Annotated in this window: 14 protein-coding genes; 13 read left to right on the forward strand and 1 reads right to left on the reverse strand. The window is 36.5% G+C overall.

The window, feature by feature from the left end; all coding sequences use genetic code 11:
• Window positions 1-35 precede the first annotated feature (35 nt).
• The 9 genes from GOQ17_RS07435 (at window position 36) to hisIE (ending at window position 7,524) form a co-directional block, all read left to right on the forward strand.
• Entirely contained in the window at window positions 36-980 is a 945-nt protein-coding gene (locus GOQ17_RS07435) for a phosphoribosylaminoimidazolesuccinocarboxamide synthase (RefSeq protein WP_159636672.1), read from the forward strand.
• A gap of 20 nt (window positions 981-1,000) precedes the next feature.
• A complete protein-coding gene (locus GOQ17_RS07440) occupies window positions 1,001-1,375 on the forward strand; it encodes an STAS domain-containing protein (protein ID WP_159636673.1) in 375 nt (124 codons plus the stop codon).
• A gap of 4 nt (window positions 1,376-1,379) precedes the next feature.
• Entirely contained in the window at window positions 1,380-2,291 is a 912-nt protein-coding gene (locus tag GOQ17_RS07445; RefSeq protein ID WP_159636674.1) for a ribonuclease Z, read from the forward strand.
• A 54-nt stretch (window positions 2,292-2,345) separates the two neighbouring features.
• Entirely contained in the window at window positions 2,346-3,398 is a 1,053-nt protein-coding gene (gene hisC / locus GOQ17_RS07450) for a histidinol-phosphate transaminase (RefSeq protein ID WP_159636675.1), read from the forward strand.
• A 6-nt stretch (window positions 3,399-3,404) separates the two neighbouring features.
• Window positions 3,405-4,544: a bifunctional histidinol-phosphatase/imidazoleglycerol-phosphate dehydratase HisB gene (gene hisB, locus GOQ17_RS07455; protein WP_159636676.1), complete on the forward strand. Its 1,140-nt coding sequence runs from the start codon at window positions 3,405-3,407 to the stop codon at window positions 4,542-4,544.
• Between the two features lie 87 nt (window positions 4,545-4,631).
• On the forward strand, window positions 4,632-5,222 hold the full coding sequence (hisH, locus tag GOQ17_RS07460; protein ID WP_159636677.1) for an imidazole glycerol phosphate synthase subunit HisH: 591 nt from the start codon (window positions 4,632-4,634) through the stop codon (window positions 5,220-5,222).
• An 18-nt stretch (window positions 5,223-5,240) separates the two neighbouring features.
• Window positions 5,241-5,993 (forward strand): 1-(5-phosphoribosyl)-5-[(5-phosphoribosylamino)methylideneamino]imidazole-4-carboxamide isomerase, encoded by a 753-nt coding sequence (locus GOQ17_RS07465; RefSeq protein WP_159636678.1) that lies wholly within the window; start codon window positions 5,241-5,243, stop codon window positions 5,991-5,993.
• Window position 5,994: 1 nt separating this feature from the next.
• Window positions 5,995-6,747 carry an imidazole glycerol phosphate synthase subunit HisF gene (gene hisF, locus GOQ17_RS07470; protein ID WP_159636679.1) on the forward strand — a complete coding sequence of 251 codons (753 nt, stop codon included), beginning with the start codon at window positions 5,995-5,997 and terminating at the stop codon, window positions 6,745-6,747.
• 192 nt (window positions 6,748-6,939) lie between these two features.
• The gene (hisIE, locus tag GOQ17_RS07475; RefSeq protein ID WP_159636680.1) at window positions 6,940-7,524 is read left to right on the forward strand and encodes a bifunctional phosphoribosyl-AMP cyclohydrolase/phosphoribosyl-ATP diphosphatase HisIE; all 585 of its coding nucleotides are present in this window, start codon (window positions 6,940-6,942) and stop codon (window positions 7,522-7,524) included.
• 84 nt (window positions 7,525-7,608) lie between these two features.
• Here hisIE and GOQ17_RS07480 read toward each other — a convergent pair whose 3' ends face one another.
• Window positions 7,609-9,384: an aminopeptidase P family protein gene (locus GOQ17_RS07480; RefSeq protein ID WP_159636681.1), complete on the reverse strand. Its 1,776-nt coding sequence runs from the start codon at window positions 9,382-9,384 to the stop codon at window positions 7,609-7,611.
• A gap of 143 nt (window positions 9,385-9,527) precedes the next feature.
• Between GOQ17_RS07480 and dacB the strand changes: the two genes are divergently transcribed.
• The 4 genes from dacB to sov all read left to right on the forward strand — a co-directional run bounded on the left by dacB (window position 9,528) and on the right by sov (window position 20,922).
• A complete protein-coding gene (gene dacB, locus GOQ17_RS07485; protein WP_236537091.1) occupies window positions 9,528-10,949 on the forward strand; it encodes a D-alanyl-D-alanine carboxypeptidase/D-alanyl-D-alanine endopeptidase in 1,422 nt (473 codons plus the stop codon).
• Window positions 10,950-11,021: 72 nt separating this feature from the next.
• On the forward strand, window positions 11,022-13,295 hold the full coding sequence (locus GOQ17_RS07490; RefSeq protein ID WP_159636682.1) for an NADP-dependent malic enzyme: 2,274 nt from the start codon (window positions 11,022-11,024) through the stop codon (window positions 13,293-13,295).
• 3 nt (window positions 13,296-13,298) lie between these two features.
• Window positions 13,299-13,883 (forward strand): Holliday junction branch migration protein RuvA, encoded by a 585-nt coding sequence (ruvA, locus tag GOQ17_RS07495; RefSeq protein WP_159636683.1) that lies wholly within the window; start codon window positions 13,299-13,301, stop codon window positions 13,881-13,883.
• A gap of 205 nt (window positions 13,884-14,088) precedes the next feature.
• Complete coding sequence (sov, locus tag GOQ17_RS07500; protein WP_159636685.1) at window positions 14,089-20,922, forward strand: T9SS outer membrane translocon Sov/SprA; 6,834 nt, start codon at window positions 14,089-14,091, stop codon at window positions 20,920-20,922.
• Window positions 20,923-20,982: the final 60 nt, after the last annotated feature.

Genomic DNA, 20,982 nt, shown 5'->3' on the forward strand with positions numbered 1-20,982 from the left:
ATAATACGGCACCTTGGGGTGCCATTTTTGATAGTATGAGTGCGATAAAAGAAACGAATTTCAATTTTGATAAACAAACGGCATTTTATAGAGGTAAAGTCAGAGATGTATATACTATAGATGACGAATATTTGGTGATGGTGGCTTCGGATCGAATTTCGGCATTTGATGTAGTATTACCTCGACCGATTCCTTACAAAGGGCAGGTGTTAAATCAAATTGCAGAAAAATTTTTGAAAGCTACAGCAGATATTCTTCCTAATTGGGTAATTTCTGTTCCAGATCCTTCTGCTACAGTTGGGCATATGTGCGAGCCTTTCAAAGTGGAAATGGTGATTCGTGGCTATTTGTCTGGACATGCTTGGCGTACTTATCGTGATGGCGGTCGTGTATTGTGTGGTGTAACCATGCCTGAAGGACTAAAAGAAAATGATAAATTCCCAAAACCTATTATTACACCTACTACAAAAGCTGCGGTGGGGCACGATGAAGATATTTCAAAAGAAGATATCATTGCGAAAGGCATCGTGAGTAAAGAAGATTATGAGCAATTAGAAAAATATGCACACGCTTTGTATCAAAGAGGTACGGAAATTGCTAAGGAAAGAGGACTGATATTAGTAGATACGAAATATGAGTTTGGGAAGAAAGATGGACAAATCTATTTGATGGATGAAATTCATACACCAGATTCATCTCGCTATTTCTACCTAGAAGGATATGAAGAGAGACAAGCCAATGGAGAGCCTCAAAAACAACTTTCGAAAGAATTTGTACGTCAGTGGTTAATTGAAAATGGTTTTCAAGGTAAAGAAGGTCAGCAAGTTCCAGAGATGACAGATGAGATTGTTCAATCCATTTCTGAACGTTATATCGAGTTGTATGAGCATATTACTGGCGAAAAATTCCAATATCCAGCAGAGGGTGAAGTGTTAGCAAGAGTCGAGAATAATGTCAGCAAATCATTGCTAGAATTATAATCACTATACAAAACTACATTATGAAATACACAATTGATAAGCACGAGCGATATGTTGTCATCGAACCATTGCGTGAGGTAATTGATGGTCATGCGGCTAATTATTTGAAAGGCGAATTCATGTTACGAAATACCGCAGGACAGCGTAATATTGTGCTAGATCTAAATCAAGTGAATGAGATCACAGAAGAAGGTTTACGAATGGGACTATTAGCGCATCGATTGTGTCATACTGTGGGTGGAGATTTTATTATCATTAATATCAAACCGCAGATAGAACAGATGTTAAAAGTCTTACATTTGGATAAGCATTTTACCATTTTGAAATCATTGGCTGCGGCTGAAGATTTTATTTTTGGAAATGAACTAAAACGTGATTTAATAGGAGGACAATAATTTTATGAAATTTGAAGTTTTGATTTTGGGAAATAGTTCGGCTACGCCCATCTTTGACCGGCATCCGACAGCCCAAATTATAAATTTCAATGAACAAATATTCTTAATCGACTGTGGTGAGGGTACACAAATGCAATTGCACCGCTATGGTGTCAAGAGTAATAAAATATCACACATTTTCATCAGTCATTTGCATGGGGATCACTATTTGGGTCTTGTGGGTTTGTTGTCGTCAATGAATCTGCATGGTCGCCATAGTGATCTTCATTTATATGGTCCTGAGCCATTGATTGAAATTATAAATCTGCAACTCAAATATTCGGAGACATTTTTACAATACAATTTGATATTTCATCCGACTAATCCACATGCGGAAGAGTTAATTTTTCAGAATAATTCCATTTCGGTGACATCATTTCCGTTACTACATCGAGTTCCTACAACAGGGTTTCGTTTTGATGAAAAGCAACGTAATGCTTCTATTATTCGCGAGAAAATCGCGAATATGAATATTCCAACAGTTTTTCTTCCGTTGTTGAAACGAGGACAGGATTGTGTGGATGTCGATGGCACTGTATATCGAGCTACTGAGCTCACAAAACCAGCTCCAGCACCACGAAGTTATGCATATTGTTCGGATACACGGGCTTTTGAGTCGTATATGTCTAGCATACAAAATGTAGATTTGCTGTATCATGAAAGCACATTTATGCACGACATGTTGTCAAGAGCAGTAGAAACATTTCACTCTACCTGCCTTGAAGCTGGACAAGTTGCAAAGCAAGTTGGTGCTAAAAAATTATTGCTTGGACATTATTCTGCGAGATACCGTGAACTTACAGCTCTTTTAGAGGAGGCAAAATTAGAATTTGTCAATACAGAGTTGAGTTTAGAAGGAAAATGGTATAATGTATAGTGTTTTTGTATAATTTTCCTCATATTTACGCCTTAATTTTAACAGGCTAAAATTATGTCTTTTAACTTAGAGAATCTTTTACGGGACAACATCAAAAGGCTAGTCCCTTATTCCTCTGCTCGTGATGAGTTCAAAGGAGAAGCGTCGGTATTGTTGGATGCCAATGAAAATTCATTTGGCTCTCCACTACCGCATCATTACAACCGCTATCCTGACCCATTACAACATCAAGTTAAAAGCAAACTTTCTTCCATCAAAGGTATTCCTGCAGACAATATTTTCTTAGGAAATGGCAGTGATGAGGCGATTGATATCTTGTACAGAGCTTTTTGTAAACCTGGTGTGGACAATGTGATTTTGGTTCCGCCAACATACGGCATGTACGAAGTTTCTGCCAATATCAATGATGTAGAAATTCGTAAAGTGAATTTGACTCCAGATTATCAGTTAAATTTGGATGGTATTGCGGCAGCCATTGATGCAAATACAAAATTGATTTTCATTTGTTCGCCAAATAACCCAACAGGAAATAGCATTCGTCGTCAAGATATCGAAACAGTTTTGACCAATTTTGACGGTATCGTCGTAATTGATGAGGCGTATATCAATTTCTCAAAACAACGTTCGTTCACACAAGAATTGAACGAATTTCCGAATTTGGTGATTTTGCAAACTTTGTCAAAGGCGTGGGGATTAGCGGCATTACGTTTGGGAATGGCATTCGCAAGCAAAGAAATTATCGCTGTTTTCAATAAAATAAAACCACCTTACAATATCAACCAAGCAACTCAAGATTTAGTTTTGGAAGCATTGGGAAATGTTGAGCAGGTGAATCAATGGATTAAAGATACGGTTGCGGAGCGTGAAAAATTGGTTGAAGCGTTAGTGACAATCGAGCAAATCCATCACATTACACCTTCGGACGCTAACTTTATCTTGGCTAAATTAGTAGAACCACGTGAACTGTATAATTTCTTAGTGAATCAAGGAATTATTGTACGTGACCGTTCAAAAGTAGAATTATGCGAAGGCTGTCTACGTATCACTGTGGGTACAGCAGACGAGAATATCAAATTAATAGAGGCTATCAAGCAATTTTATATATAACTAACCATGGCAGATTTGATTAAAAGAGTTTTATTTATTGACCGGGACGGCACATTAATCTTAGAGCCCGAGGACCAGCAAATTGATTCTTTTGCAAAATTGAAGTTTTATCCAGGTGCTTTGCAATACTTACCACGTATAGCGAAAGAACTGGATTTTGAATTGGTATTGGTGTCGAATCAAGATGGTTTGGGTACAGACTCACATCCTGAGGCAAACTTTTGGCCCGTACACAATTTTATTATTGAAGTATTAGAAGGCGAAGGGGTTACTTTTGCCAAAGAACATATAGACCGTACTTTTCCACATGAAAACGCGCCAACACGTAAGCCAGGAATAGGTATGTTGGGTGAGTATTTTGATGCTACAAAATATAACCTGGCCGAATCATTCGTTATAGGTGACCGCGTAAATGATGTGAAATTAGCACAAAATTTAGATGCTAAAGCTATCTGGTTGCGTAATAATGATGAGTTGGGTAAGCATGAAGGGGTAGAATATTCAGAAGAAGCTATTGCTTTAGAAACTTCGGACTGGAAAGCGATTTACGAATTCTTAAAATTAGGTACTCGCACAGGCGAACACCACCGCAAAACGAATGAGACTGATATTTATATCAAGTTGAATTTGGATGGCTCTGGTAAAGCGGATATCGATACAGGTTTACCTTTCTTCGACCATATGTTGGACCAAATTGCACGTCACGGTTCGATTGACCTAACGGTGAAAGCGAAGGGTGACTTGCATATTGATGAACATCATACTATCGAAGATACAGGTATCGCTTTAGGTGAAATATTTTTGAAAGTTTTAGGCGATAAACGAGGAATTGAACGTTATTCTTATACCTTGCCAATGGACGATTGTCTAGCGCAAGTAGCTTTAGACTTCGGTGGACGTAATTGGATTGTGTGGGATGCAGAATTCAAACGTGAGAAAATCGGAGATATGCCGACAGAAATGTTTTTCCATTTCTTCAAATCATTCTCTGATGCTTCGAAATCGAATTTGAATATCAAAGCTGAAGGCGATAACGAGCACCACAAAATTGAAGCAATTTTCAAAGCTTTTGCGAAGTCAATCAAAAAAGCTATACGCCGTGACGCAGACAATATGCAGTTGCCAAGTACGAAGGGAGTGTTATAATAGTATTTCATTATTTAGATATTAGTATTTAGACTTTGGGAATCTAACTACTAACTACTAAGTACTAATATCTAATATCTTTATAATATGATTGGAATTGTAAATTACGGAGCGGGGAATATATTTTCATTGACGGCGGCATTGGATAGAATCCAAGTGGCGCATGGCATGATAAATACCCAAGAAGACTTCGATAAATATAGTCACGTTATTATTCCAGGTGTGGGACATGGTGGTGCTGCGATGAAAAAGTTGCAGGATACGGGTTTGGTGGATACCATTTTGGCATTACAAAAACCTGTATTGGGCATTTGTGTGGGCATGCAACTGATGACTTCTTTCTCGGAAGAAGGAAATGCGGATATGCTGAACATTTTTCCAGTTAAAACGTTACATTTTGACAAGAGAATAAGCTCAAAAGTGCCTCATATGGGTTGGAATAGTATCAAAATTGAAAATAACAGTCCACTTTTTACAGATATTCCAGATAATAGCTACTTTTACTTCGTGCACTCGTATTTTATTGAGCGCGATGAAGCTACGGTTGCGGCAACATGTTCGTATGACTTGGATTTTGCGGCAGCATTTCAAAAAAATAACTTCTATGGTGTCCAATTCCACCCAGAGAAATCGGGTAAGTTTGGCGAGCAGTTGTTATTAAATTTTTCAAGATTTTAATTAAATAAAAATATTACTATGTATATCATTCCAGCGATTGATGTTTTAGACAAAAAGGTAGTACGTCTTAGAGAAGGAAATTACCAAGACGTGACGACCTACGATATATCTTTACAAGAACAAATCAAAAATTACTATGCTAATGGTACTGAAATGGTACATATTATTGATTTGAACGGTGCTAAAGGCGATTTCTCCAACCAAGAATACCTCTTTGAAATTATCCAAAAAACGGATATGAAGGTACAATACGGTGGTGGTGTACGCAGTATTGAGAAAGTAAAAGAATTGGTGGATGCAGGTGTATACCGCGTTATCGTGGGTACGCAAGCAATTACTAATCCTTCTTTCTTGGAAGAATTAGCAACCTTGAACCAAGGTCCTGTGAAATATGCTGACCACATCGTCATTGCGATTGACGTATTGGATGAGGTTATCAAATATTCAGGTTGGTTAGAAAGTTCACCTATCAAATTAGTAGAGTACATTGATAAATGTCTAGCTCTAGGATTTTTCCGATTCTTGTGTACTGATATTTCTAAAGACGGAAAATTAGGTGGTGCTGGTGTGGAATTGTACAAAAAATTATTAGATCACTCGCCAATTATCAAATTGATCGGTTCAGGTGGTATTTCTTCAATGAAAGATATCGAAGACTTGAACGATTTAGGTCGTATTGAATCTGTCGTTGTAGGAAAAGCGATTTATGAAAATAAAATTTCAATTGAAGAGATCAAAGATTGGAATTTGAAATCATTAATTAAATTCTAAGATGCTAGCAAAACGTATCATTCCTTGTTTGGATGTCAAAGATGGACGCACGGTAAAAGGCGTCAATTTTGTGGACTTGCGTGACGCGGGTGATCCTGTGGAGTTGGCTTGGCAATATTCGGAACAAGGCGCTGATGAATTGGTGTTTTTGGATATTACGGCTACACACGAAAAGCGTAAAACTACTATTGATTTGGTCAAAGCGGTTGCACGTCAAGTGAATATTCCTTTCACCATTGGTGGTGGAATAAATGAAATGCGCGATGCTGAAATCTTGTTGAATAGTGGTGCAGACAAAATTTCGATTAATTCAGCGGCTGTTCGCAATTCGCAATTGATTGATGATTTAGCGAAAGCTTTCGGTACGCAGTTCGTGGTTGTTGCGGTAGATACACGTTTAGTAGATGGCAAAAACTATGTGCATCTGCGTGGTGGTCGTGACAAAACGGATATCGAAACTGAAAATTGGATTAAAGAAGCTGAAAGTCGTGGTGCTGGCGAAATCTTGTTGACTTCGATGGATCATGATGGCACGAAGAATGGATTTGATAATGGATTGTTAAAGAAAATTAACGATACAATCAATATTCCATTGATAGCGTCGGGAGGAGCTGGAAATCAGCAACATTTTGTGAATACATTCCAACAAGCAAACGTGGACGCTGCATTGGCGGCTTCGGTATTTCATTACGGTGAAATATTGATTCCAGATTTGAAAGAAACATTACGTAAAAACGGTATTGTTGTTAGATAATATTCGTCATTTCTTCAATTTGGTCGAATGAGAAAGTGATTGCTTCGTTCCTCGCAAAGACGTTGTTTACTACGTCATTGCGAATGCAACGTAGTGTAGTGAGAAATCTAATAACAGATTTCTCCTTACGTCGAAATTACGTTAAAATAGATTTAGTCCTTATCAGATAAAGGACAAAAAATAAATAAAGCTATGATAGATTTTGAAAAAGGAAATGGATTAGTTCCAGTAATTGTCCAAGATTTTCAAACATTAGAAGTGTTGATGTTAGGCTACATGAATGATGAAGCTTGGCAAAAGACACAACAGGAAAAGAAAGTTACGTTTTTCTCCAGAACGAAGGATAGATTATGGACAAAAGGCGAGGAGAGTGGTAACTTTTTGCATGTAAAAAGCTATCATATCGATTGTGATAAAGACACGATTTTAATCAAAGCCGAGCCGGTTGGTCCTACTTGTCATACAGGCTCACGCAGTTGTTTTAATACAGAATTCAACCAAAACTTTTTGTTGGAGTTAGAGCGTATTGTAAACCATCGTTTTGAGCATCCTTCGGAAGAGTCTTACGTGAATCGTTTGCGTCAAAGAGGACTGAATAAGATTGCACAAAAAGTAGGTGAAGAAGGTGTGGAAACAGTTATCGCAGCGCTTGCAGAAAGTGAAACGGATTTGATTAACGAGGCTTCGGATTTGTTATTTCACTTGATAGTGTTATTACGTGAAAAAGGACTATCGTTAGAAACTATTGCTAAAAATTTAGAAAGTAGACATCAGTAAGACATTACTGAGGTGATATTCATAAAAAAGTGCCGTATCTTCGTACGGCACTTTTTTTTATGAATTGTACTTAGGTAATTTGAATTAAATTGCTTTTGTTTTGTTAGCTAACCAACTTGCTTCCGCAGTAGTTAAAAGTGGTGCTAATTTGTCAAAAACAAACTGATTATATTCATTCAACCAATCAATATGTTCTTGTCCTAATAAATCTTTATTTACCAAATTAATGTCAATATAACAAATGGTCAATGTTTCAAAATGCATAAAATCCCCGAAAATACTGTTATCGTGTTTTTTTGCCAAAACAAGGTTTTCAATACGAATTCCATGTTTTCCTTCACGATACAGACCTGGTTCGATCGAAGTAATCATGCCTTCTTCGATAGCAATATCTGTTGGGGTAGGATTAAACACATGCGGTCCTTCGTGCACATTTAAGAAAAAACCAATTCCATGACCTGTTCCATGGCCGTAATTGCGTAACGTTGCCCACATCGGTCTACGTGTAATAGCGTCAATTTGGTAACCTTTAGATCCTACTGGAAAAATGGCTTGACTACCTTCTATTGTACCTTTCAGCACAATCGTATAATCGTCCTTTTCTTCCTGTGTAATATTCCCTAAAGAAATTACGCGCGTAATATCAGTAGTGCCAGTCTTATACTGACCACCTGAATCCACTAATAACAATCCTTCAGGTTTCAGTGTATAATTACTTTCATCTGTAGCGGAATAATGTGGCAATGCTCCATGATCCAAGTATCCAGCGATGGTATTGAAACTTATGTCCACAAAACCTTCTTGTTCGGCACGGAATTCTTGTAATTTTTTGGCAATCGAAATTTCGGACAGTTCTTCTTGTCCGATAGTTTCTTCTAACCATTTGAAAAACTTTGTCATTGCCACGCCATCATTCACCATCGTCTGACGAATATGTTCGATTTCTATGTCATTTTTAACAGCTTTTAGTGAAGTAGATGGATTAATTTTTTCTATAATCTTGACGGCAGAAGGAATACTGTCATAAATTGCAAAGCAAGTACGTTTTGGATCAATCAAGATAGAATTTGCCTTAATATTCTTAACAAATTCAAACGCTTCATTATAATCTGCGATTTCAACACCTTGATTATTTAAAGTCAAGATATCTTCAGAAGTTAGCTTTCCATCTGCAATAAACAAAATAGCTTTTTCTTGAGAAAGATATACAAAAGACAGCACTACTGGATTGCAAGGCACGTCTTGCCCACGAATATTCAATAGCCAAGCCACATCATCTAACGAAGAAATGAAATGACTTTCTGTACGACTTTTCGCTAAGATTTGACGAACTGCTGCCAATTTCGATTCGGTAGATTGACCAGTAATTGTTTCATCTAACAAATAGGCTTTTACTTGTGGAAGGGCAGGTCTATCATTCCATATAGCAGATAATAAATCTACATGTCCATTTACATTAATGCCCAATGGTTTCAATGTGTTTTTAACTGTTTGCGCCACTAAAAGCGAAGCTAAATTGCCATCAAAAGCTACTTGCGCACCTTGTGGTAACTTTTCGCCCAACCAATCTGCATATTCAGCTGCGCCTTGTGTTTTTAATTTCACCAACTCAAAACCTGTTCCTTCTAATTGTTCATTAGCTTGAACAAAATAGCGTGCATCAGTCCACAAACCTGCAAAATCTGGAGTAATAACCAAGGTGCCTGCAGATCCTGTGAAACCTGAAACCCACGCAATACATTTATACCTATCTGGAAGATATTCGCTAATATGAGGATCAGAAGATGGAATGATATATGCATCTATTCCTTGGCTACTCATAGCCGATCTGATCTTTCCTAATCTTTCTAAATGTGACATAGTTTTATATGTAATAAGTGATGCAAGTTAACCATTTATAAGCCCAAATTTGAAATTTCAACGCAAAGAAGTCGGTAATTTTACAAATTATGTACAGTGTCCAAATATTTAAAAAAACTATCTTTGCTAATATACCCATGAATATGAAAATACATTCTTTATTACTAGTTAGTTTTCTTAGTGCGGGAATTATGTTCCAAGCTCAAGCGCAAAATATCAAACAAAAACTAGAGCAAAATTACACGATCTTCTCCAATCACACTTCTTTAACAAATGGTATGGCTTCTTTACATGTCATAAATTCAGAGACTGGAGAAACAGTATTTGAAAAAAATGCTGCTGTTGGTCTTCCTACCGCCTCTACACTCAAAGTGATCACATCTATTACCGCATTAGATATATTAGGCAAAGACTATACTTACAAAACTAAATTATACTATGCCGGTGAAATTGATTCTGTTGGTGTTTTACATGGTGATGTGGTCATTCATGGTGAGGGAGATCCAACTTTAGGAAGTAATCGCTATGAGCACACAAAAGAAGATGTAGTGTTGGCAAAATGGAAAAAAGCGATTATGGATTACGGAATTAAGTCAATAAACGGAAGAATCATTGCTGACGATCGAATGTATAATGGTATTGATGTTCCAGGAGGATGGCCGTGGACTGATATTGGTAATTATTATGGCGCAGGTATATCTTCTTTAAATTGGCGAGAAAATAGCTCGGGTATAAACTTCAAAGTTAATGATATTCAAAAACCTGCTCCTATAGAAAATACCACTTCAGATTTGAGTTATTTAAAACTGATAAATCATGTGACAGTTGGAGGCAAAGGTACAGGTGATAACGTATATGCATATTCTGGTCCTTATAGTGAAAAAATTATTATAAAGGGGACGTATGGTCAAGATTTGAAAAAGACTGTTGAAATATCCCTACCAGATCCTGCTTACGATTTAGCATACAATTTGAGTAAGGTATTAGCCATTGATAGTATAGACGTAGCTCAAGGAATCACGACTGGTCAAAGATTATTTGAAGAAGGGTTACAAGTTCCAAAATCTACTAAAGACCTAAATACCCATATATCTCCTGCTTTACATGAAATTGTATATTGGTTCAATAGACGTAGCATCAATCTTTATGGCGAAGCGTTATTAAGAAGTATTGCTAATATCAGTGGAGGGAAAATATCAACTTCTGATGGAGCAAAATATTTGAAAAAATATTGGGAACAAAAGTTAAATATTAGAAGTAGTGAATTGGATGTAGTTGATGGTTCTGGATTATCTCCTCAAAATAATGTAACTACGAAAGCAATGAATCAAATCATGCAATATGCGCTCAAAAGACCTTGGTTTGCGGAATTCAACAATAGTCTGCCCACTTATAATGAGATGACCATGAAAAGTGGTACTATCAATGGAACATTAGGGTATACAGGCTATCATACAGCGAAAGACGGCAAAAAATACACATTCTCTCTATTAGTATACAATTATGACGGATCTGGGTCACAAATGCGACAACGGATGTTTACTCTACTTAATACATTAAAATAATAGTGAATATTTTCGTCCTTATTATAATATAATAATACTTTTGTAGATTAAGTAGATTAGTAAATATCAATTATGAGCAATGTAAACAGAAAAAAGGATGCCCTAAAATATCATGCAATGGGTCGTCCTGGAAAAATTGCAGTCGTTCCAACAAAACCGTACAATTCTCAAAGAGATTTATCCTTAGCGTATTCTCCTGGTGTAGCAGAGCCTTGTTTAGCTATCGCTGAAAATCCAGAAGATGCTTATAAATATACTGCCAAAGGAAACCTTGTGGCTGTTATCAGTAATGGTACAGCTGTCTTAGGTCTTGGTGATATTGGCGCGCAGGCAGGCAAGCCAGTAATGGAAGGTAAAGGTCTTTTATTCAAGATTTTTGCGGACATTGATGTATTTGACATTGAATTAGATACGAAGAATGTTGACGAATTCGTCAACATCGTTAAAGCATTAGAGCCTACTTTTGGTGGGATCAACTTAGAGGATATTAAAGCGCCAGAATGTTTTGAAATCGAAAGACGTCTAAAAGCAGAAATGAATATCCCAGTAATGCACGATGATCAACATGGTACAGCCATTATTTCAGGTGCCGCTTTGATTAATGCTTGTGAACTTCAAGAAAAAAATATTGCTGATGTAAAAATCGTAGTTAATGGTGCTGGAGCTGCTGCAATATCATGTACAGCAATGTATGTGGCTGTAGGTGCGCGCAAAGAGAATATTGTCATGTTGGATAGCAAAGGTGTTATTCGTAAAGACAGAGATAATTTGGACGCCACTAAGGCGGAATGGGCGACGGATAGAGATATTTATACATTAGCGGATGCAGTAAAAGATGCTGATGTGTTTATAGGTTTATCAGCAGCTGATGTATTGACTGCAGAAATGTTGAATACGATGGCTCCAAAGCCTATTGTACTCGCTATGGCAAATCCTAATCCAGAAATTGCCTACGATCTAGCTGTAGCTACGCGTAATGATATTATTATGGGTACAGGACGTTCTGATTATCCTAACCAAGTTAACAATGTTTTAGGTTTTCCTTATATATTCCGTGGAGCATTAGATGTGCGAGCTACGGCAATAAATGAAGAGATGAAAATTGCTGCTGTAAAAGCTATTGCTGAATTAGCCAAAGAACCTGTTCCTGAAGAAGTAAATCAAGCGTATAATACAAGTAATTTACGCTTTGGTACAGATTATGTGATTCCGAAGCCAACAGACCCACGTTTGATCACAGAAGTATCAATGGCTGTCGCAAAAGCGGCAATAGAGTCGGGTATAGCACGCAAAACCATTGAAAATTGGGATTTATATAAAGAGGAATTACGTAAGCGCTTAGGAAAAGATGATGGCATTATGCGTCACCTTTCAGCTGTTGCGAAGAATAATCCAAAACGTGTAGTATTTGCAGAAGCTGATAACTATAAAACTCTTCGTGCGGCTCAAATCGTAAAAGAAGAAGGTATTGCTATTCCTATTTTATTAGGTAATAAAGAAAAGATCAACAATCTGATTGAAGAATATGCTTTTGAACTTGGAAATGTAACTATTATTGATCCACGTGAAGAAGTAAAAACAGCCCGTTTTGGTGAGTATGTTGACAATCTATATAAAAAGCGTCAACGTCGTGGTTTGTCAAAATTTGATGCTACTCAATTAATTACAAACCGCAATTACTATGCAGCTAGTATGGTAGAGTTTGGTGATGCAGATACATTGATTTCAGGTTTAACTCGTAATTATGCATCTACCATCAAACCAGCTTTGCAAGTAATCGGCGCAAAACCAGGTAGCCGCATAGCGGGTATGTATATGATGCTAACAGAAAAGGGTCCTTTATTCTTCGGTGATACTACCGTAAATGAAAACCCAACAGCAGAAGAATTAGCAGACCTTACAGTTTTAATAGAGAAAACAGTCCGTCGTTTCAATGTGAAGCCTCGTGTAGCTTTATTGTCGTACTCTAATTTCGGTTCGAATGATGGTCCAACTTCTATAAAAGTGCGTGAAGCTGTAAAATTATTACACCAAAATCACCCTTCATTAGTTGTGGATGGTGAATTACAGGCCAACTTTGCATTAAATAGTGATTTGTTAAAATCAAACTTTCCTTTCAGTTCTTTAAATGGTGAAGCTGCCAATACGCTTATCTTCCCGAATCTAGAGTCAGGAAATATTGCTTACAAAATGTTGCAAGAAGTTGGTAATGCGGAAGCTGTAGGACCTATATTGTTAGGAATGAACAAGCCCGTACACGTATTACAATTGGATAGTTCTGTACGCGAAATAGTGAATATGGTAACAATAGCGGTTGTGGACGCACAGTCTCACGAAAAACAATAAAGAATGTACGATTATTTCAACGGTAAATTGGTATTCAAAGCCCCTACCCATGTCATAGTGGATGTTGGAGGTATTGGATACCATATCCATATTTCTCTAACAACATTTTCGCAGATCAAAGATCTTGAAAATTGCAAATTGTTTATTTCTTTTCAAGTTCGTGAAGATTCACATACGCTGTATGGCTTTGCAACTGAAGGGGAGAGACATTTGTTTAATCACTTGATATCAGTTTCAGGTATAGGGCCAAATACTGGACGAATGATGCTTTCATCTAGTACACCAGAAGAGATTCAATCGGCTATAGTTAATGGTCAAGTGGCTTTAATTCAAAAGATCAAAGGTATTGGTCCAAAAACTGCACAACGTGTTATTTTGGAATTGCAGGACAAATTGAAAAAACAAGGTGATAATGCTTTATTACCGTTGCCTATTGCAAAACAATCTGTACCTGACGAGGCATTATCAGCATTGGTGATGTTGGGTTTTGCAAAGAATCAAGTGGAGAAAGTATTAGCTTCTATCGTACAAACGAATGAAGCACTTACCGTCGAACAAATTATTAAATTGGCACTTAAAAAATTGTAATACGACAAATTGTAGTATTAAATAGTATGGAGCCGCAAAAGTAATTTTTTGCGGCTTTGTTATTTTTAAAAGAAATCGTATACTTATTGTATAAATAAATCTGATACAAAGTCCTTAACTGGCACTAACCTTGACGAATCTTAGATTCTTTAACCTAATTGTTATCCTTTGCTTGCTATGTCATTTTAGTCAAGGTCAAACACTTATGTCTTTAGGTGATAGTTTTAAATTTTCTTCTTCTTTTCCTAATAATATTCATTACGAACCTTATATATACAATCCCAATATTCAGTTGTATGAATTTCAATTCACTAAAAATAGTAACTCACTTCGGAACTATCTTCCACGCAAAGTATCCAATGAGTTAGCGAATAAGATTGCAATACAGAATTACTGGACAAATACATCTAATAGTCCGATTAGAAGGGATACATCTTCAAAATTAATAAAACCTATACTAGTAAATAGTCCTGCTTTCGAACGAATTTTCGGAGGAAATACTATTCAAATAACTCCTAAGGGAAGCGTTGATCTTTCTATTTTTGCACAAAAAAATAGAAATGAAAATCCATTGCTTAATGAACGCCATCGAAATTTATGGGGAGTGGATTTTGACCAGAATTTTAATTTAAACCTAATAGGGAAAATCGGTGAACGTGGTCGTGTACTAGCTAATTTCAGTTCGGACGCTGAATTTGATTTTGAAAATCAAATTAAATTTGATTACGTGGGTAAACCCGATGATATTTTGCAAAGACTTGAAATTGGCAATGTCAATTTCGTGACAAGATCACAACTCTTGGGTAATGCGGAAGCTCTTTTTGGAATCAAAACGCAATTGCAAATAGGGAAAGTGAATCTCACAAGTGTTCTTTCACAAAAGCGCTCTGAGAACCATGAAATAATTATCTCAAATGGTCAAGCCAGGCGCCAAATCAATCTTCCGTTAAGTAATTATGAAGCAAATCAACATTATTTTTTGGCACATTATTTCAGAGAAAATTACAATAGAAGCTTGCGTACGGCACCCATTATTAATTCACCGATTCAAATTACAACCATAGAAGTTTGGATAAGCAATAGAGCTAATAGGACAGAAGGAATTCGAGATATCGTAGCGTTATTGGATTTGGGCGAAAAAAAGCCTTTTAATGCCGTTATATCAGGGAATAATAGTTCTACTTTTCCCAATTCAGGATTCTTTACTCAGCGTGCCAACGACATTTCAAACAATCTCCTTGATTTATTAGGTGAAAATGGACGAAATCCAAACAATAACTTTTTGTCTTCCTTTTTTGCTGGTACCGGTTCAACAGAAAACTATGCGAAATTGAGTGCTGCTCAGAAACTAATCGAAGGTCAAGATTTTCATGTCAATAGGCAGTTAGGCTATATCTCCCTTCAGTTTCCATTAAATGATGATCAAGTGTTGGCAGTGGCGTATCGTTATATTGCAAATGGTAAAGAATATCAAGTAGGAGACTTGTCTACAGATATTGCATTTGATGCGGTAAATTCAAAAGCTCTGTACACGAAACTTTTGAAAAATGAAGTGCTTAAAACCGATCTTCCTACCTGGGATCTGATGATGAAAAACATTTATGCTTTAGGTGGAAATAATTTTGGTGAGCAAGATTTGCAACTGCAAATTGTTCGTAATGACACTAAAAATGCAACTGAAAATCCTATAATGTATGAAGGCGTCAATACACGTAATAAGTCATGGTTGGATTTAACAGGTTTAGATAAACTAACCGCCAACAATAATAGTGGGCCAGACGGTATATTAGATTTTTTCCCTGGTATAACAATAGATAATACTAGAGGCAAACTGATATTTCCGTCAATTGAGCCTTTTGGTAAAGACTTAGAAAACCTTTTTGAATCTTCTGAATCTTCATTAAAGGAAAATTATACGTTTCCAGAATTGTATCAATTGACTCAAGTAGATGCTATTCAACGCTATCCGAATAAGGATAGGTATCGACTGGCTGGATCTATGCAGTCAAATAGCAGTTCGGAATTTCAATTAGGCGTATTTGACTTAAAGCCAAACTCAGTAAAAGTGTATTCTGGTAGTTTATTACTTCAGGAAGATGTGGATTATACTGTAGACTATGAAATAGGAAGCCTTAGTGTGCTAAATCAAGCATTATTGCTGAGTGGAAGTACTTTGCGAGTTAAGATTGAAGATAGTGCGATTTTTGGATCTCAACAAAAAACATTTTTAGGTGCTAGATTAGACTACAATGTAAATGAAAACCTTGCGTTTGGAGCGACATTCATGCACTTAGGCGAACGACCTTATTCAGAAAAAGTTCAAATAGGTGCTGAATCTATTTCAAATACAATGGTTGGTGCAGACATTCAGTATTCCACAAAATCTAGTTGGTTAACCACAGTCGTGGATAAATTGCCATTCTATAAGACGAATGAAGAATCAATGATCAGCTTTTCGGCTGAGGTAGCACACTCAAGACCAGGTTATGCAAAAGCTTTAAACGCAGAGAGTGATCGAAAGGGAATTGCATATATTGACGATTTCGAAAATAACTTCAGTTTTATTCCAATCAAAAGCCAGCAAGGCTGGCAAATTTCATCAACACCTCAACATTTTCCCGAACATACATTCAGTAATGACCTTGCATACGGATACAATAGGGCACACCTCGCTTTTTATAATATTGATCCTATTTTCTACCAATCTTCTTCTTTAAACCCCAATATTGAAGCAAAATTCTTGGCTGATCACCGAACACGACGCATTACTGAACAAGAAGTTTTCCCTTTCAAAGAAATTAAAACTGGCACAGATGCTTTTTTACCGACTTTAGATCTGGCATTTTATCCAATGATTCGAGGACCTTATAATTTTAGTGTTTCAGGGACTAATACTGATGGAACATTATCACAACCAAGACAACGGTGGGCTGGAATATTTAGAAAGCTAGAACAAACCGATTTTGAAACAAATAATATAGAATATTTAGAACTTTGGATGATGGATCCCACACTTACAAATCCTAATAGTGAAGGAGGAGATCTGTATATAAATTTGGGTAATCTTTCGGAAGACATTCTCAAAGATGGACGTAAATTTTTAGAAAATGCCATACCTGCAAATGGTGATAAAACTGTTTTAGACAGAACTGTCTGGGGATATGTGAGTCGATTACAACCAATCAATGCAGTATTTGAAAATACAGATGAAAGCCGTGTATACCAAGATGTCGGTTTGGATGGGCTTTCTAATGTCGAGGAAGCTCAATTTCATAACACGTTCTTAAATCATATGAGAAATGTTTTGAGCCCTGAAGCTTTTGAAAAAATAGAGAGAGATCCAGCGAGCGATGATTATGATTATTATCGTGGCAAACATTGGGATAAAAGTCAAGGTATTCTCACGCGTTATAAACACATTAATGGAACAGAAGGAAATTCAAAGACGCAGAATCAATCTTTAGAAACTTATGCTGTAGAGAATGCCGCGCGCACACTATTACCTGATGCTGAAGATATAAGTCGAGACAACACAATGAACGAGGCAGATAATTATTATGAATATAGAATATCACTGCGTCCGCAAGATATGTTTCTAGGTAATAATTATATAGTTGATGAACACACTTCACAAGCAATTGTATTGAATAGAAAAGAAGATGTTAAATGGTATAAATTGAGAATCCCTATTCGAGAATTTGGAAGGAAATATGGCAACATCAATGACTTTAAGTCTATTCGCTTTGTACGTCTTTTTCTGACAAATTTTGCGGATACGACTGTATTACGTTTTGCGCAGATGCAATTCGTGAAAAGTGATTGGAGACAATACAATCCAAATAATAATACACAGTGGGTTATTGCTGACGCCGATTTGGGCACTAATCCACCTGCTGATCTATCTAGATTAGAAGTTGCGCACGTTAATATAGAAGAGAACGGCAAACGAACGCCTATTCCATATGTTTTGCCACCTACAATTAATAGACAAGTGGATTACGCAAATAATAACTTGGATGTGCAATTGAATGAGCAATCCTTGAGTCTTACTGTCAAAAACGTTAAAGACGGATATGGGCGTGCTGCGTTCAAAAATGCGTCTTATGATTTTCGACCATATGGTAATATCGAATTTTTCGTACATGCAGAGGGCCAAACGCTAAGGGATGGTGATGCTGCTGCATTTATACGTCTCGGCACCGACGATCAGCTCCACTACTATCAATTCGAAACGCCTTTGAAAGTTACTCCTCCTGGAAGCAGCTCTCCGCATATTATTTGGCCTTCGGAAAATAATGTTATAGTAAATCTAAATGCATTACGAGAGGCAAAAATAGCCAGAAACAATGCCTTTAAGGATGGTGTGACTTGGCCATTGGATATACCTTTTGTATATCATGAAGGTAAAAGCACGATTACAATTAAAGGCAGTCCTGATTTATCAAAGGTTAAATTCTATATGCTTGGTGTCAAAAATCCATTAAAATCAACAAATACAGCAAATCCTGTAGATGATGGAAGAGATATTTCAGGTGAATTTTGGTTTAATGAATTGCGAGTAACTGATTTTGAAAACAAAAGCAGATGGGCCGCTACAGGGCAGTTGCACGTGAAACTTGCCGATTTGGGAAATATTTCGGTATCAGGCACAAAATTGTCAGCTGGTTTTGGTGATATTTCACAACGAATATCACAACTGGAAAGAACAGAACGAACTTCTTTAGACTTCATGGCAAACGCTGAATTGGGGAAATTTATTCATCCCAAATATGCAGTTTCTATCCCTCTTTATTTTAATTTCTCACAGCAATTGGGTACGCCAGAGTATAACCCATTCCACGGAGATATTCTGCTAAGTAAAACATTAGAAGAACTTTCTGAAAGTGATCAAGACTCATTACTACGACATGTACAAGACTTAACCAAACGCAAAAACTTTAGCATAATCAATGCGCGCAAACTTTTTCAGCATTCTGATAAAGTTTTGAAACCATGGAACGTTGAAAATTTTTCACTTTCCTATTTGTATAATGAATATGCACACCGTGACTTGTATACGGCTTCCTCCTTGCAGAAGACTTATAAAGGTTCTGTTGATTATACATTTAATAACCCTAATGTGGCATTTAAAGAGCCTTTTAAAAAGGTAAAAATACTACAGAATATCAATTATAACTTAACGCCTTCGTTATTAAGCTTTCGGATGGATGTAAATCGTATTTATCATGAAAATACTTTTAGAGATAATGCGAATAACAATGTTTTACCCACTTATTACAACAAAAATTTTAATACGAATCGTATCTATGGTATCAGTTGGGATTTATCGACGTCATTACGATTAGATTTCAATGCGACCAATTATGCAATTATAGATGAGCCAAATGGAAGATTGGATGGCGCAAGAAGAGACACCCTATGGAACAACTTTTGGAAATTGGGTAAAAATATGGATTACAATCATATGCTAAATTTCACGTATACTTTTCCGCTGAATAAAATTTCTTATTTGCAATGGATAAATATAACAACGCGATATGGGACACAATTTAACTGGCAAAGTGAACCTTTGAATTTGTGGAAAGATGAAAATATCAACTTGGGTAATAGCATTCAAAACAACCGAACCATTCAGGTAAACCCGAATTTGAATTTTAATCAACTGTATAATAAATTTAGATTCTATAGAGAGCATACAAAACCAACAGACAACAGTATTGTTTCGACGCTGGTAAGATTGCTAACTAGTGTACGCACGCTTAATGCTGCGTATACAAAGGTCGAGGGTAGTTATTTACCTGGATATTTGCCAAACTCAACGATGTTGGGATATAGTTTCTCTCAAAATGCACCCGGTTGGGATTTCATTTTAGGATCACAAGTTGATATTTTAGAACGAGCTAGAGACAATCAATGGCTGACCAGCGACTCTTTGCAACAAGGAATTTATACTAAATCCTATTCGAAAAACTTTTCTGCACTAGCACATACAGAGCCTTTGAAAGGTCTTCGCATAGATTTTACAAGTTCCAAAATTGACAATAGAAATAATACATTACCTTTCCAAGGGTTTGAAGATAAGAATTTCTACGAAACAGGGAGTTATTCTATTACACAGATTGGAATGAGAAAATCTTTCAAAAATCGTTCAACATTATTTCAGGATTTTGAAAACAATAAATTATTGATATCTGAATTGTTAGGTAATTATAACCCCAATTCGACGGGACGCAATGCAAAATTCTTTTGGGATGGATACGATGAAAATCAACAGGATGTAATTCTAAATGCATTTTTGAAAACGTATTTAAATAAGGAATTCGTGATTGGAAGGCCAAATAAACCACATTTTCCATTACCAAATTGGCGCGTTTACTATTCTGGATTAGCGCAGCTTTTGGGAATAGATGATTTCATCCGAGCCATTACGTTTAATCACCATTATCAATCGCAGTACAGTATATCAAGTTACTACTCGAATATTCAATACCAGGAAGTAGAGCAGTTTCCTTTCATTCGTGATAGAAATAATAATTTCATACCAAGGCATCAGTATAGTCAGGTTACGTTGACCGATAGATTTTTGCCTCTGATTGGTCTTGATATTAGACTGGATAATCAACTTAGTATAACGTCAGAATACCGTAAGTCTAGGGATATCGCTTTGAGTTTAGAAAATAGCCAACTTTCTACCTTAGATGAGAAATCTTTTATTGCAGGAATTGGGTTTCGCAAATTAAATACACGGTTACCATTCAATTTGTTCGCTACGCGAAATTGGAAGAATGATGTGAATTTCAGAGTAGATGTGGCTCTGAATGACAGAAAAGTATCGATGTATCGTACAGGGGTACAATATGAAGAAGTAACTGGTGGTAACAAAAATATTACCTTAAATCCTTCTGTGGATTATACGATTAATCGATTTTATAACATACGATTGTTTTATAATTCTAATGCGGTTAGACCATATACGTCGCAGACATATGCGTCTTCCTATACCTATTTTGGCTTTAGTTTGAAGCTATTATTCCAATAAAATTCTACTATTTATCTGCACATAATATTGCTTAGTGTATCTTTGTGACAATTATAAATT

Origin of the sequence: Sphingobacterium composti (genome assembly GCF_009829075.1) — a bacterium.
Taxonomy (GTDB): Bacteria; Bacteroidota; Bacteroidia; order Sphingobacteriales; family Sphingobacteriaceae; genus Sphingobacterium; species Sphingobacterium composti.